This window comes from Tetragenococcus solitarius NBRC 100494 (genome assembly GCF_001544195.1).
Lineage (GTDB): Bacteria > Bacillota > Bacilli > Lactobacillales > Enterococcaceae > Tetragenococcus > Tetragenococcus solitarius.
In genome coordinates, this window is the sequence record NZ_BCPY01000003.1 from 42,766 (window position 1) to 58,376 (window position 15,611).

The window sequence follows — 15,611 nt, forward strand, 5'->3', positions numbered from 1 at the left end:
TTCTTACCCCCTAATTTCCAAATTTTTGCTACTTTGTTTTTTCTTTTTTATCCAACAAATCAATTAAATTAATTTTGCGATCAGTTGGTACTTTACGAACTTCTAATTCAATTCCTTGTTTTGTCAGGTAATAAAAAGATGCTCGATCTTTTTTATCCACTGAAACGAAGTTTGTAATCATCTGCTTGCCATTTTCAAAACGCATTCCGCCAATATTCAATGATTGCAACTTTAAGCCTCCACGTACTAATCTCTCAACGTCTTGCGGATTCGTAAATAATAGCATGACCTTTTGCGTTTTGAATAATTCACTAGTAAAAACTTCCAGCATTTTGTCCACTGTAACAACATTTGCGTTGATCCCAGGTGGCGCTGCTTGTTGTAAAAGAAATTTGCTCAGATGATCAAACGCCACTTCATCACTAACAACAATAATTCGATTAACATCTATTCGTTTAGTCCATGATGTTGTGACTTGCCCATGAATCAAGCGATCATCAATGCGTGCTAAGCGTATTTCCAAGATTTGACCGCCTCCTTAATCTTCATTGATTTATTCCCTGACACACCTCCTCTATTTATATAAAAGCAAATTCCGTGCCAAAAATAAGCGATACACTAGCGGTATAACTCTAATTTAAGACAAAATAAAACAATACACTAAAAGATACACTACCGCTTGTGTATCTTTTAGTGTATTGTTTACTACCTTAATCAACTATTTGATGGTTGATTAAGGCAAGTAAATAGACCTCTTCTGTAATAGGAAAAGTTAAATTTAACACTCTACTTAAAGACAATACTTGAATATGCAGGCTTTCGTAATCTGGGTCATTTAACAATTTTTGTTTCTCCTCTTCAGAAGTCGATAACGGTTGCTGTAAAGCAGCTCTTTCGACCATTCCTGCTGCATGTAAAAGAAAGTTTATACGAAAGCCTTGTTCTTCACTTGCTATCTGCCAATTATTCATCACTTCTTCAGTAAATTGTAATAAAGGATCGATTAATTTTTGTGGATTTAAAAATGTAAAATTCTTTTCTAAATAATTAAGACAAACTTCTCTTGTCTCAGATTCATCAAATACTAAAGGTTCTTTAGTTTCTACCTCTTGGTGGTTTAAAAGCAATTGATCGATTAATTCATCTGTATTTTGTGTAATAAAATTTTCTAGTGTAATAAATGGCGCAGCTAATTGCGGATCAACGACACCGGTTGCTGCAATGACTTGATAATGTTTTTGGATTTCAGGCAGCAACTGGCTTAAATCCACCGCAGATACAGTCAATACTTCAACATCTTTAATCCGTTTTTTATCAAGCGTCGTTTGGATCATGTTCTTTATATGAACCGCTGTCCCTTCTCCAGAAGCGCAAATTGCAAGAATTGCTTTGGGCAAATGATTTTCTGTCAAAGCTGCAGGCAGTGATTCCAAAGTACTATAGCCATGAAAGTGTTTCAAAGATTCATACAAATCATCTAAACTTGTCCCAAAGACAGAAGCTTTACGTACAGATTCTAAAACTAGCGGAGTTGTAACCATATCGATTGTACGCACAAATACGCCTGTTTCTCTTTGAATTTTTTCATTAAAAGTTGCTAAAGAGCCCATGTCAACTAATAGTAAAACACCACTACCTTCATGAACCGAAAGGACCGCTTGTTTTAATTTTTCAAAAGCAATTTTAGGCGGCATATCAAGCGGCATATCTACTGCTGTTACTTGATCAACATCTAGCAACTGTTTGACCACGTCTACCATACTTGTAGCCGTACTATTTCCATGAGCACCTACTACTACGCCAATACGTCCAACTTGCGAAGCACTTCTCAAAGATACCAACAAAACAGCCAAATAATAAATCTCACTTTCAGGAATAATAATATTAAACCATTCTCCGATGTATTGCTGAATCTCTTGAGCTAATTTTAATTCTTCCGGGTAAGCTGTAACCATTTCTCGAATATTATCATTTACTTCCCTTTTTTCTCCTAACTGTAATTTTTTCAGAAAAGAACTGATGTGTAAACTCATCGCGTAGACAAAGTTAGATTGGAAATCATTTCCCAAACGTTCTGTGACCATGGAATAAATCCGATTTGTCAGCTCAATAATTTTACGATCAACAAACTCACTTAATTTATTATCTGCATAAAAAGAAAATCCATGATCTTTGTAAAATGACTTTAAATGAACATTAATATCCGTCGAGATAAAATGATTAATCGTTTCTTGATCAATCCCATCAGCTTTTAATAGTTCAGCTTTATCGCCAATAATATCATACAAATTATAAGGTAGTTCATAAGAATCGGCCTGGATATTTAAACTATCTTCATTTGGTTGAATCACTAATTTTGACTCGAGATTTTGTGAGAGCTCGTTTGATGTCCCTCGGTTATCAGCTAATAAAATCAGCCCCGAACGAATCCCTTCTGGCACGTCTTCAATGGTAATATCAATTTGTTCTTCATGCATATGATTCAAAAAGCCTCTGGCACAAACGAGTTGAACATTTGATTTTAACTGCCCAATGTTACCATAACTGACACTACCGATTAATGCTTTTACCACATCTTCCGTGAGTGAAATCGTTCGTTGAATTCGATGCGCTTCATGAGAGACCATCACTTTTACTAAATCGACTTTTTCAAAAGCAGGCCGCGATGCAAAAGAAGGCAATTGTATGTTAATTGGAATCCGACGAACAAATGTGTCTAGCAGGCTCGAATTAGGATCTTCGGTCGTCGCCCCAATAATGCGTACTTCAGCAGCATGGGGCTTACCGGTTTCACCTAAGCGGCTATATGTACCATGATCCATAAAATAAAAAATCATTTCTTGACCTTCTGGCGGCAAACGATGAATTTCATCTAGAAAAAGCATACTGTGATCTGCTTGATCAATCACTCCTGTTTTTTCCTCATCCGCCCCAGTAAATGCTCCTTTAGCATAACCAAATAAATGACTCATTAAAAGCTCAGGGTTATTCGCATAATCCGCACAGTTAAATACAATAAGTTCTTTATCAGCACTAATCACTTCATTTGCTTTAGCAAATTGAAACATGGCATGAGCAAAATAGGTTTTCCCAGATCCAGTGGGTCCTGTAATCAAACAATTTAACCCTTTCGGCGGATATAAAATGGCCGCTTTTGCCTGTTCTCCTGCGTTTTTCATACTCCCGTTAATTCCAATAATATTAGAAAAAATATCCTCTCTTGAAACAAATGACGTCTGTATGTGTTGTGGTTGCTGTTTTTTTCGTGGAGCACGTTCTTGCTTATAGCTTTCTACATACTTATCTGCTTCTTCATATGCTTCTTGGCTTAAGAAATATTTTACAGGACGGCTATCAGTTTTTGTTAATTTACCATCACGCACCAGCTGATTTAAATCTTTGCTAGCATTGCTTCTTTGAATAGCCAAGGCTTGAGAAATTTCCTTTGTAGTCACTGCTGATGGTTCACTATGCGGGTTAGTGGCAGACTTTTGCGCAGTATATTGGTAAATTTTTTCCATTCTCTTATTCAATCTGTTCACCTCGATTCAAAATTCGATCGATCATTTTGCCCTATTTCTCTGAGCTATCTTTCTTTATTATACCTTCTTTTTTTATCTATTACCAATTAAGCCAAACATTATATAGCAGTAAGAATAGTCAATGTCTTCTATCTATTAAAACTTAGAAAATGGGATAAGCTCTCCCGGATACCTTCGCCCATCATTTAATGTTTTTTGCATCCAAATGACATCACACCAAGCATCGAATTTATATCCAACATGCAGGAAATAACCCACTTGTTTAAAAGCTTGATTTTGATGAAACTGCTTACTTGGCTGATTACCAGCTGTAACGATTGATAACAAATTTACAACATTCTGTTTTTTCAACTGTTTTTCCAAGGCCATGTACAACGCTGAACCGATTCCCTTGTGAGCATTATCCTGTCCAACGTAAATACTCGTTCCTGCTGTTGATGCATAACAAGCTCGTGAATTATAAACGTTTGCGTACGCATAGCCTAAAATATTCCCTTGATAATCTTGGGCAACGTAATAAGGATAGTTTTGTAAGATCTTAGTAATACGTGTTGCAAATTCCGTTATGTCAGGTACAACTTGTTCCAAAGAAATGGCCGTCTCAGTCACATAAGGCGTATAAACAGCTATTATCTGCTTTGCATCATCAGGTGTTGCTTTCCTAAGTATTAACTGACTTTCCATCATAAAACCTCCCTAAAAGATAAAAACAGCTTGGTTTCTGTAAAAAGAAACCAAGCTGTTATAGATTTATTTATGCTTCTTGAGCAACTGGATAAACGGAAACTTTCTTTTTATCACGACCCAAACGTTCAAAACGAACAATGCCGTCAATTTTTGCAAATAGTGTATCGTCTCCGCCTTTACCAACATTTGCACCTGGATAAATTCTTGTACCACGTTGGCGATAAAGGATAGATCCACCAGTAACAGTTTGACCATCAGCGCGTTTAGCTCCTAAACGTTTTGATTCGGAGTCACGTCCGTTAGCTGTTGAACCGCCACCTTTTTTGTGTGCGAATAATTGTAGATTCATTGTCATCAACATGTGATGCACCTCCTTAATGATTAAATTGTTTCTAATTGAATATAATCGTTATATTGTTCTTGAACAGACTGCATTCCCAGCAATAGATTTTCTAATAATATCTGTATAATATTGGATTGCTCTTGTGTGCTATTAGAGGGAAGCTCTACGTAAAGATAACCACCTTCATCTTCGTTTGATTTAACAATCGGCTTTACACCAGCCAACGAATCGATACCGTTCACCGTACTAATTGCTAAAACAGAAACTGCTGCACACACAATATCATTGCCATACTCGCCCGCATCTGCATGCCCTGTTATTTCATAGGAAATAATTCTTCCTGAACCATTTCGTTTAAAAGTGCCTTTAATCATCATAATCTCCAGCTTTATTTAATTATGCATTGATTACATTAATCGTAACCTTAGTGTAAGGTTGACGATGTCCTTGCTTACGGTGTGAGCTTTTCTTAGGTTTGTATTTATAAGTGACAACCTTCTTTTCCTTGCCATGCTTATCTACTGTACCCTCAACACTTGCGCCTTCAACTAGCGGGCTACCAACTTTTGTTGTTTCACCACCAACTAAAACAACTTCGTCAAAAGTTACTTTTTCCCCAGCTTCAGCATCTAATTTTTCGATGTAGATCGGTTGGTTTTCTTCAACTTTATATTGTTTTCCACCTGTTTTAATAATCGCGTACATACTTGTGCACCTCCTTGAATAATAAACTTAGACTCGCCATCCCAAGCGGCTATCATAGCACTTAAAACTTGCTCAGAGCGGTTGTAGCTGCGGAGAAGTCCACAATTACAACATACTTACTTTATCAAAAAGCTAGTTATTCGTCAATGAAAAGTTGCAAAAAGACGTTTAACACGAATTGAAAAAGCTTAGTATTGTTTATAAAAAACATATTAATATTTCTTTTATTAACTATATACTAAATATTTTAAAAGTCTTCACTATCATAAGAAGCTAACCTTTCCCTTTCTGAATCGGAAAGAGAAGTAAAATGAAGCTCTTTTAATTTTATATTCTTTCATATTAAGTCTAACGAATTATTTAAATCATTCTTCCTAGAACCAATATAATTATCGGTTAAAAATTCAAAACCAAAGTCACTATATAACTTTATAGCAGAAAAATTAACCGGATGAGTATGCAAAATTATAGGAAAGTCCAGTTTAACTTCAGTTAAAACATAGGACAGTAATTGCCTGCCAACTCCTTTGTTGGCATATTGGTTAAACACTTTAAACCATTGAATTGACCATAGTCCTGCACTAATTTTCCATAAAAAGCAAGTTCCTAGGATATTATTATTTACATCACAGATGACTTTACAAGCGTTTAAAAAGTCATCTTTTCTATCAGAGAAAAAATTATTATAATATTCATCCACTATATAATAATAATCTTTTTTGTCCGCATAGGTATCAAAGTGAATTGTTTTCCATATTTCTATTTCCGATTCCTTTAAATTTCTAACAATATACTTTTTATCCAGTCCTTTAAAAGCTGACTTATTCAGTTTTTAACATAACATAAAAATATTATTATCTTCCAATTTCACGCCCACCTTGATCCTTCCAGTTTTTCATAAAATACATTGATTATAAATATTATTTATAGAAAATTTGGCACATTTTTGACACAAAAAAAGCGATAAGCAACTATAAATCAAGGCTTACCGCTTATTACTAACGTCACAGGAGGGATTCGAACCCCCGACCGTTCGCTTAGAAGGCGAATGCTCTATCCTACTGAGCTACTGTGACAATGGTTTTGACAACAAAGATAATTATAGGAAAAGCTTTTGTTAATGTCAATTACTTTTTCATGTTTTCCAAATTCTTTCGTATATTTTTCGAAATAACAACCCCATTTATTTTTCAAATTGTTTTAGTTAAAGAACCACTTCGTCTACTTCTTTAGTAATTAACATCACCCCATCGCCTAATGGTACTAAAGAAGAGGTCAAATCTGGATGCTGATTCACAATATCTAAAAATTGATTTAGTTTTTTATGAATCCCTCGTTTACCTCGCGGAATTTCTTTTTCATCTTGCAGGATCGTTCCTCCTTGGAATACATCATCGACCATTAAAACGCCCTTTTTCTTTAATAAACGTAAACAATCAGGGAGAAATTCAATATATTTAGATTTTGCGCTATCCATAAAAATAAAGTCATAGCTTTCTTTTAGCGTGGGTAAAATATCGGCTGCTTGTCCTTCAAGTAAGGTGATTTTATCTTCCAATTCTAAAAACTGGAAAGTTTCTTTTGCCTCTGCAATCATCTTGTCAAAACGGTCAATTGTCGTAACATGACCTTTATCTCCCACATATTGAGCCATCAAACTCGCTGAAAAGCCAATCGCTGTACCTACTTCTAGGATCTGTTGTGGTTTCACTTGTCCGAGTAAAAAGCGCATAAATACCACTGTTTCATGCGGGATAATGGGAACGCCTCGTTTATTGGCATTTTTTTCAATAATATCTAATTTTCCGCTTAACGACTTTTGCGCTGTACGCATGTAATCAACTAATTCTGGCTTAACAACTGGTCGATGCATCATCTCATTTTGCATGTTTTCTTCTCCTTATTTTTCGCTTTTTTCATTATACGAATTTCTATACAAACTTGCAATCTTTTCTCAGTTTTCTCTTGCTTTTTTCCTTATTTCCTATTAATCTTAAATCAACGATTGGATTAGTAGTAAAAACATGCTCTTTTAGAGAACCAAAGCTAGGCTGAAACTTTGGTGCCCCTGTCTTTATGAACCTGCCAATAAGAAGAACGGGTTAGAGCCCTTATCCTTTTTAAGCTGGATTACATAAAGTAATCAACAAAGGTGGTACCGCGAAATACACGCATTTCGTCCTTTTTTTAGGATGAGATGTTTTTTTATTTGGAGGAGGAAAACGATGACAGAACAAAAAAATGATTTTACCCAGTGGTATTTACAAACCGTGCAACAAGCCGAACTAATGTCTTATTCGGCGGTGAGAGGATCGATTATTTTCCGCCCAGACGGTTATGAATTGTGGGAACATATCCAGGAAGAATTCAATAAATATTTAAAAAAAGAAAATATTCGTAACGCATATTTCCCCATGTTGATTCCACAAAGCTTTTTCATGAAAGAAGCAGACCATGTGGAAGGTTTTGCGCCTGAAATTCCATGGGTCACTGAAGTAGGTGATGAAAAATTAGAAGAACCTTTAGGACTACGCCCTACTTCAGAAACAACGATTGGTAATGCATTTTCTGATTGGATTAATTCCTATCGCGATCTTCCATACGAAATCAATCAATGGGCCAATGTTTTTCGTTGGGAAAAGAAAACTTTGCCTTTTTTACGTACTTCTGAATTTTTATGGCAAGAAGGACACACCGCTCATGCAACGCAAGAAGAGGCACACGAGCGTACAATGAATGTCTTAGATGAATACGCTCGACTTTGCGAAGAGTTTTTAGCAATTCCAGTTTATAAGGGGCAAAAGACGGATTCTGAGCGTTTTGCCGGCGCTGTTGATACCTATTCTGTCGAAGCGATGATGCAAGATGGCAAAGCTGTGCAGGCCGGTACCTCGCATTATATGGGAACCAATTTCGCTGAGGCTTTTGACATCACTTATTTAAATAAAGAAAACCAACACGTCTATGCTCATACGACTTCTTGGGGCGCTTCTACACGCCTTATTGGTGCTTTGATTATGACTCATGGCGATCAAAATGGGCTTGTTTTGCCACCTACTGTCGCACCCAACCAAGTGGTTCTAATGCCAGTAGGACCTTGGAAGAAAAATCCTGGCGTTATGGAAAAACTAGATGAAATTTTCAGTGATCTAAAAGAAGCGGGCTATCGTGTACGTATGGATGATAATGACAACACTCCAGGCTATAAATTTAATGAATGGGAATTAAAAGGGGCTTGCATCCGCATTGAATGTGGTCCACGTGATATCGAAAACGGTCATGTGATGGTTAAAAGCCGTGATTTAGCAGACAAGCAAAAAGTGCCATTTGAACAAATCCATCATTTTGTAGCTGAAGAACTTGCTGCTATGACGCCACGTTTATTAGAAAAAGCGAAAAAACGTATAAAAGAAAATGAATATTACAATGTTGATACCTTAGAAGAATTAAAAACTCATATTGATACTTGTCAAAAAGAAGGAAAGCCTGCCGGGTTTGTATTAGTTGGTTGGGATGGTACTGAAGAAACAGAAGAAGCAATCAAAGAAGAGACCGGCTTTACGACTCGCAATATTCCTTTTGAAGCGCCTGTTAAAAAAGAGAAGGACATTGTTAGTGGAAAACCTGCAAAACATACTGTTTGGATTGCTCGCGCTTATTAAAGTTTACTAAAAAAGGAAGTTAACCATCGGGCTAACTTCCTTTTTGTTTTATTTCTAGTGAAGGGGCATAAATCAACCGGACTTCTGTCTTATAATCACCAATCGGACAAAAGTAGTACTCCTTTATTTCCAATCCCCATAAATTTAAACTGTATAAACGACTGTTTTTCTCTTCGAATCAAGGTTCAATAAAATTACAAAAAATTCTCTTTACGAGTTGCTCTTAAATAATCGCTAGTGGTTGTTTTTTTGTTGGTTTAGGAAATTCTTCATCCAGCTGTTTAACTTCTGTTTCTGATAATTGAATGCCAGCCGCTTTAACGTTCTCAATGACATGCTCAGCATTACTTGATTGAGGGATTGCTAAGGTTTGGTCGTAGCGAATGCTCCAAGCTAATAAGATTTGAAAAATGGTCGCTTGATGGTTTTCAGCTATTTGTTGCAGACTTTTATTCCTAGTTAAGTTGGCACCTAAACTGTCTCCTTCAGCAATTGGGGCGTAGGCGATTAACGGAAGTTGCTTTTCTTTCATAAAGGGAAATAAATCAAATTCAATTCCGCGTTCTCCTAGATTGTAAAGTACTTGATTGGCTTGACAATACTGCCCATTTTCTTTTTCATACATTTCTTTTAGATCTTTTACATCAAAATTAGAAACGCCCCACGCCTTGATCTTTCCTGCTTTTTTTGCTTCTTCCAGCGCCTCAATTGTTTCTTCAATAGGAACATTTCCTGTCCAATGAAGTAAATAAAGATCCAAATAATCCGTCGCTAACCGTTTTAAGCTATTTTCTAGACTAATAGGGAGTTGTTTTTTGGAAGCATTCCAAGGATACACTTTAGAAATTAAAAACAAATCTTCCCGGTTAAAAGGTCGAATAGCTTCGCCCACCAGAAGTTCTGAGCCCCCTTCTCCATACATTTCCGCTGTATCGATCGCTGTTGCTCCGTATTCAATTCCTGTCCTTAAAGCTTTTATTTCTTGGTCTTTTTTATTTTTATTTTCGCCCATATGCCAAGTACCTAATCCAATTGGAAAAAGTTCTTTTTGATGAATATTCACCATAGCCGCTTCATTTTCTTCCTTTCTTCTTTGAAAACCTACTTATCTAAACTATTTTTAATAAATTAAATCAAACAATTCTTCATTTTCCATATCACCAAAATATTTTTTGACGTCAATAGCATCGACGGCTTCTTTTAATGCTTCTTTTTCATAACGTGTGCCAATGAGTTGATTTTCTACATCTTCGATATCACCTAGTCCAAAAAAGTCACCATAAATTTTAGCATTAGTAATTTTACCTTCTTGGACATTTAAACGTATATCAATTGAACCGATGGAAAAACGTTGATAACGTTCAATATTAAATTCAGGTGAATGTCCATAATTCCAGTCCCAGTTGCCATAATATTTATCGGTATATCCTTTGATATGTTTCCAGTCGTCATCTGTTAACTCGTAAGTGTTCACTTCATCTACCGAATCTACACCAAAAATTTTCAATAAAATTTCTTCTCTAAATTCTTCTGTGGTCATATCTTGATTCTCTTTTGGTAAGAAGGGCCTAATATTAGTAACGCGTGAGCGAATAGACTTAATTCCTTTAGATTCAATTTTGTCTTTACGTACTTTTAAAGCCTTGGTAACTTCATCTTTGTCACTATCAAGCATTAAAGTCCCGTGAGCATACATTCTTCCATTGGTAGAATACATCGCATTTCCCGAAAACTTCATATCGTCAATGACTAAGTCGTTACGCCCTTTAAGATGAGCGTTTGTCACTCCCATATCGTGAAGGGCTTTTATTACTGGCTCAGTAAATTTGGCAAAGTTTCTGAAAGAATTCCCATCATCTGGAGTAATAAAACTATAATTTAAATTTCCTAAGTCATGATAAACAGCTCCTCCACCACTAAGTCGTCGAACTACATGAATTCCTTGTTCATCCACGTACTTTTGATTAATTTCTTCAAAAGTATTCTGATTACGACCGATAATAATAGATGGTTCATTAATATAAAACAACAGAATCGGTTCGTCTGTTTTCATATTATCAAGTAAATAATTTTCAATTGCTAAATTCACTCTGGGATCATTGTTCTCATTTGGTACATAAATCATGCAAAATTCCTCCTTATTTGTGCATTTTCAGTATAACATGTTATCTAATGGACAACGAATAAAAAGTTTTTCTTTTTTTATTCGCCTTGTATATAAAAAGACAAACACAAAAGGCATTATAACTTATTTTTTGCTTTTTAATAAAAAAATGAATATATACAATATATAGTGTATAAAATAATATTTTTAAAAATAAAGTACAATATATTGTTGAATTTTCATTTGTGATAACTTATGATAATAGTTGAACAAGAAAAAGGAGTTGGTAATTTTGTTGACAATAAAAGGAAATACTGAGCAAGATATTTCTATCTCTTCTCAGCTTACTGACATGAAAGTCATCAAACGTGATGGACGTTTAGTTGCGTTTAATGCACAAAAAATCTATCATGCTTTAGTTAAAGCAAAAGAACATCTACAAGGGGAACTAACACCCCTTGATCACAAAAAAATCAATCGAATTGTAGAGCAGGTCATTAGCGAAATTCGTTACCGTTTCAGACAAAATATTAAAATTTACGAAATTCAAAATATCGTAGAACATATGCTTTTAGAAAATCATGAATACGAACTAGCACAAGAATATATTCATTATCGAACACAACGAGATTTTAAGCGTAGTCAAGCGACAGATATCAATTTTAGTATTGACCAACTAATGAGCAAAGAACAAACGGTGGTTAACGAAAATGCCAACAAAGATAGCGATGTGTTTAATACTCAACGGGATTTAACCGCTGGTATTGTGGGAAAATCAATTGGCCTTAAGATGTTGCCGCTGCATGTAGCCAATGCGCATCAAAAAGGAGATATTCACTACCATGATTTAGATTACCAACCTTATGCTCCCATGACCAATTGTTGCTTAATCGACTTTGAAGGGATGTTAAACCATGGATTTAAAATCGGTAACGCTGAAGTAGAATCACCCAAATCTATCCAAACAGCAACGGCGCAAATTTCTCAGATTATTGCAAATGTTGCTTCTAGCCAATACGGTGGTTGCTCTGCCGACCGCTTAGATGAAACTCTGGCACCTTTTGCTAAGCTAAACTACCAAAAACATCTCGACGATGCAAGATATTGGATAAACGACACCACGCAACAAGAAAAGTTTGCCAAAGAAAAAACTAAAAAAGATATTTTCGATGCTATGCAAAGCTTGGAGTACGAAATTAATACATTATTTACTTCTAATGGGCAAACACCCTTTACTTCTATTGGGTTTGGCCTAGGAACAGACTGGTTTGCCAGACAGATTCAAACAGCGATCTTACAAAATCGAATCCAAGGTTTAGGTAGTGAACATCGCACAGCGATCTTTCCAAAATTAATTTTTAGCATCAAACGCGGAACAAACTTAAACCCAGAAGACCCTAATTACGATATCAAACAACTCGCTTTAGAGTGTGCTACTAAAAGAATGTATCCTGATATCTTAAATTACGACAAGATTGTTGAGTTAACAGGTAGCTTTAAAGTACCAATGGGTTGCCGCTCGTTTTTACAAGGTTGGAAAAACGAGCAAGGAGAAGAAGTTAACGTAGGTCGAATGAATCTAGGTGTTGTGACAGTGAATTTACCTCGAATTGCCATACAAGCCGATGGAGATATGGATAAATTTTGGCAAATCTTTAAGGAACGCTTGAGTATTGCTAAAGATGCGCTTGTTTATCGTATGAACCGCTGTAAACAAGCCTCTCCAGCCAATGCTCCAATTCTTTATATGTATGGGGCTTTTGGGAGACGTTTAAATCGCGAGGATGCAGTAGATGAATTATTTAAAAATAAACGAGCAACGGTTTCTCTTGGTTATATTGGTTTATATGAAACAGCAGCCGCATTTTATGGACAAGAATGGGAAAATAACACAGAAGCTAAAGATTTTACCTTAGTGATTGTTAAAGAGCTAAAAAAATACACGGACAAATGGGGGACAGAATATGGTTATCATTTCAGTGTTTATTCAACACCTAGTGAAAGCTTAACCGATCGTTTCTGTCGTTTAGACACTGAAAAATTTGGTGTGATAGAAAATATCACCGACAAAGAATATTATACAAATAGTTTCCATTATGATATCCGCAAGAATCCCACACCTTTTGAAAAATTGGACTTTGAAAAAGAATATCCAAAATATTGTTCTGGCGGTTTCATTCATTACTGTGAATACCCTGTTTTGCAACAAAATCCAAAAGCACTTGAAGCTGTCTGGGACTATTCTTATGATCGTGTAGGCTATCTAGGAACAAATACCCCGATTGATCATTGCTATGAATGTGGTTTTGAGGGCGACTTTAAGGCCACAGCAAGAGGATTTGAGTGCCCACAGTGTGGAAATCATGATCCTAAAACTTGTGATGTAGTCAAACGTACTTGCGGCTATTTAGGTAATCCGCAAGCTCGTCCTATGGTTCATGGTCGGCATAAGGAAATTGCTTCTCGTGTAAAACATATGAAAAATGATTAAGGAGGGCTATATTGCGTAATCCAAGACCCAAAGAGTGGCAAGCAAAAGATTATAGCCACAATTATATTGCTGATTACAAACCATTTAATTTTGTTGATGGTGAAGGCGTAAGAAACAGCCTATATGTGAGTGGTTGTCTTTTTGCTTGTGAAGGCTGTTTTAATAAAGCTGTACAAAGTTTTCGCTATGGCAAACCTTTTACCCAAGAGTTGGAAGATCAAATCATTGATGACCTTGCTCCAGAATATGTGCAAGGATTGACCCTTTTAGGCGGTGAACCCTTTTTAAACACGCCGGTCTGCTTACAAGTTATCAACCGAAGTAGAGAAATCTATGGAAATAAAAAGGATATTTGGAGTTGGTCAGGCTACACTTTTGAAGAACTATTACAAGACACTGATGATAAGCTGGAAATGCTCGCAAAAATTGATATACTAGTCGATGGGCGTTTTGAGCTAAGTAAAAAAGATTTAAATTTGCAATTTCGCGGCAGCAGCAATCAACGAATTATTGATGTAAAAAAATCTTTAAAAGCTGGGCATGCAATTATCTGGGAAAAATGTCACGATGCTGAGAAACAGTATGAACAAATCAAAAAACAAGATTTAATCTAAACAATAAGAATGGAACTGTGACATAAGTAAAAACAAGACAAAAATATCCGAATTCTATTTGATAAGATTCCCTAATTGTCGTGAATTTGCGACGAAATCGCAGGAGTAATCGCTCTTATAGTTCGGATATTTTTATTATTAAAGGAGCTTATAGCACAGCTCCTATTTTTTATTAACCAAGCATTTGTTTTAATTATTTCATCAGTTTTTTTGTTGTTTTTCGTAAACAACAAAAAAATTTAGTAAAAGACTATGTTCCTTAAAAGAACAGATGCTGTTTATCGATAATAAAAAAGCTGTCCTCATTTATAAGGATCGCCTGTTTCCCATAAAGGAAGGACAATATTCTCATACATTAACGGGTCTAAATTCGTCATTGTAATCCCTAAAAGCCGTATCCCTTTTTCGACTTGAGCAACCTCTTCAAAGATTAAACTAGCTTGGGAAAAGATTTCATCTTTTTGATAGATATATTCTTGTACTGTAACGCGTCTAGTAATTGTCTCAAAATCAGAGTAACGTAGTTTTAATACCACTGTTTTTCCATGCTTTTGCTCTTTTTTTAAACTTTCTGTTACTTGCTCTGCCATAATTCTTAGCTGTGATAGGCATTCCTGTTCACTCGTTAAGGCTTTGCCGTAAGTTCGCTCACGTCCAACAGACTTACGTTCTCTAGTGACTTGAACAGGAGAATTATGGATTCCGCGAACCTTCCGATAAAGAGAGTATCCCATTTTCCCAAAAATCTGGATTAATTCCATTTCACTTTTTTGGTAAAGATCATTTCCCGTGTAGATCCCTAACTCATGCATTTTAGGGACGGTTTTTTTACCTACGCCATGAAACTTTTCGATAGGTAAATCGCGCAAAAAATCAACAGCTTCATCCGGTGTAACTACCGTCAGGCCTCTTGGTTTTTGATAATCTGAAGCTAATTTGGCTAAAAATTTGTTATAACTGACACCAGCTGAACAAGTCAAATGAACTTCTTGCCAAATATCATGTTGAATCAATTTAGCGATTTTTATCGCTGAGCTACTATTTATTTTATTATTTGTCACATCTAAATAGGCTTCATCAATTGACACAGGTTCAATGACATCAGTATAACAATGGAAAATTTCACGTATTTTTTGGGAAATCTCTCGGTATTTTTGGTGATTACCTGGAACAAAAGTCGCGTGGGGACATAATTCATAAGCTTTTTGTGCACTCATTGCTGAATGGATACCATATTTACGCGCCTTATAGTTCGCAGTTGTCACAACGCCACGCCCACCTGTATCTTTAGGATGACGAGCGATCACAAGTGGATGTTGGGCTAGTTTTGGATGATCTCTTTCTTCAACTGAAGCAAAGAAAGCGTCCATATCAATATGGATAACTTTACGCGAAGTATCATTTTTTAATGGAAATTGTAAGCCGTTCATCTTCCCCACCTCAATTCCATTATACTCAAACGA

General features: G+C 35.9%; 14 protein-coding genes, 1 tRNA gene and 1 other annotated feature. Of the genes, 3 read left to right on the plus strand and 12 right to left on the minus strand.

Features of this window, described 5'->3' with window-relative positions; genetic code table 11:
* Positions 1–28: 28 nt before the first annotated feature.
* From TS1_RS01610 to TS1_RS01650, 9 genes are all read right to left on the minus strand, one after another.
* Positions 29–523 carry a mannose/fructose/sorbose PTS transporter subunit IIB gene (locus TS1_RS01610; protein WP_068707147.1) on the minus strand — a complete coding sequence of 165 codons (495 nt, stop codon included), beginning with the start codon at positions 521–523 and terminating at the stop codon, positions 29–31.
* Positions 524–710: 187 nt separating this feature from the next.
* Positions 711–3,533, minus strand: coding sequence for a sigma-54-dependent transcriptional regulator (locus tag TS1_RS01615; RefSeq protein ID WP_245610090.1), 2,823 nt, complete (start codon positions 3,531–3,533; stop codon positions 711–713).
* Positions 3,534–3,677: 144 nt separating this feature from the next.
* A complete protein-coding gene (locus TS1_RS01620; protein WP_245610091.1) occupies positions 3,678–4,226 on the minus strand; it encodes a GNAT family N-acetyltransferase in 549 nt (182 codons plus the stop codon).
* A 70-nt stretch (positions 4,227–4,296) separates the two neighbouring features.
* The gene (rpmA, locus tag TS1_RS01625; protein WP_068707153.1) at positions 4,297–4,590 is read right to left on the minus strand and encodes a 50S ribosomal protein L27; all 294 of its coding nucleotides are present in this window, start codon (positions 4,588–4,590) and stop codon (positions 4,297–4,299) included.
* A gap of 20 nt (positions 4,591–4,610) precedes the next feature.
* Complete coding sequence (locus TS1_RS01630; protein ID WP_068707155.1) at positions 4,611–4,946, minus strand: ribosomal-processing cysteine protease Prp; 336 nt, start codon at positions 4,944–4,946, stop codon at positions 4,611–4,613.
* 22 nt (positions 4,947–4,968) lie between these two features.
* A complete protein-coding gene (gene rplU / locus TS1_RS01635; protein WP_068707157.1) occupies positions 4,969–5,277 on the minus strand; it encodes a 50S ribosomal protein L21 in 309 nt (102 codons plus the stop codon).
* A gap of 19 nt (positions 5,278–5,296) precedes the next feature.
* Positions 5,297–5,370, minus strand: a sequence feature (ribosomal protein L21 leader region).
* Between the two features lie 244 nt (positions 5,371–5,614).
* Positions 5,615–5,977, minus strand: a complete 363-nt coding sequence (locus tag TS1_RS01640) for a GNAT family N-acetyltransferase (protein ID WP_068707159.1) — start codon at positions 5,975–5,977, stop codon at positions 5,615–5,617.
* 302 nt (positions 5,978–6,279) lie between these two features.
* Positions 6,280–6,353: transfer RNA gene (locus TS1_RS01645), tRNA-Arg, on the minus strand.
* A 128-nt stretch (positions 6,354–6,481) separates the two neighbouring features.
* On the minus strand, positions 6,482–7,165 hold the full coding sequence (locus TS1_RS01650) for an O-methyltransferase (RefSeq protein WP_068707161.1): 684 nt from the start codon (positions 7,163–7,165) through the stop codon (positions 6,482–6,484).
* 337 nt (positions 7,166–7,502) lie between these two features.
* On the opposite strand from TS1_RS01650, the gene proS reads away from it, so the two are divergent.
* Complete coding sequence (proS, locus tag TS1_RS01655) at positions 7,503–8,939, plus strand: proline--tRNA ligase (RefSeq protein WP_068707163.1); 1,437 nt, start codon at positions 7,503–7,505, stop codon at positions 8,937–8,939.
* Between the two features lie 223 nt (positions 8,940–9,162).
* Here proS and TS1_RS01660 read toward each other — a convergent pair whose 3' ends face one another.
* Both TS1_RS01660 and TS1_RS01665 read right to left on the minus strand, forming a co-directional pair.
* Positions 9,163–10,005: an aldo/keto reductase gene (locus TS1_RS01660; RefSeq protein ID WP_068707165.1), complete on the minus strand. Its 843-nt coding sequence runs from the start codon at positions 10,003–10,005 to the stop codon at positions 9,163–9,165.
* 54 nt (positions 10,006–10,059) lie between these two features.
* On the minus strand, positions 10,060–11,064 hold the full coding sequence (locus TS1_RS01665; RefSeq protein ID WP_068707167.1) for a lipoate--protein ligase: 1,005 nt from the start codon (positions 11,062–11,064) through the stop codon (positions 10,060–10,062).
* A gap of 331 nt (positions 11,065–11,395) precedes the next feature.
* On the opposite strand from TS1_RS01665, the gene nrdD reads away from it, so the two are divergent.
* Positions 11,396–13,534, plus strand: coding sequence for an anaerobic ribonucleoside-triphosphate reductase (nrdD, locus tag TS1_RS01670; RefSeq protein WP_083498226.1), 2,139 nt, complete (start codon positions 11,396–11,398; stop codon positions 13,532–13,534).
* Positions 13,535–13,545: 11 nt separating this feature from the next.
* Positions 13,546–14,148 (plus strand): anaerobic ribonucleoside-triphosphate reductase activating protein, encoded by a 603-nt coding sequence (nrdG, locus tag TS1_RS01675; RefSeq protein ID WP_068707171.1) that lies wholly within the window; start codon positions 13,546–13,548, stop codon positions 14,146–14,148.
* Between the two features lie 302 nt (positions 14,149–14,450).
* Here nrdG and dinB read toward each other — a convergent pair whose 3' ends face one another.
* On the minus strand, positions 14,451–15,578 hold the full coding sequence (gene dinB, locus TS1_RS01680; protein ID WP_068707173.1) for a DNA polymerase IV: 1,128 nt from the start codon (positions 15,576–15,578) through the stop codon (positions 14,451–14,453).
* Positions 15,579–15,611: the final 33 nt, after the last annotated feature.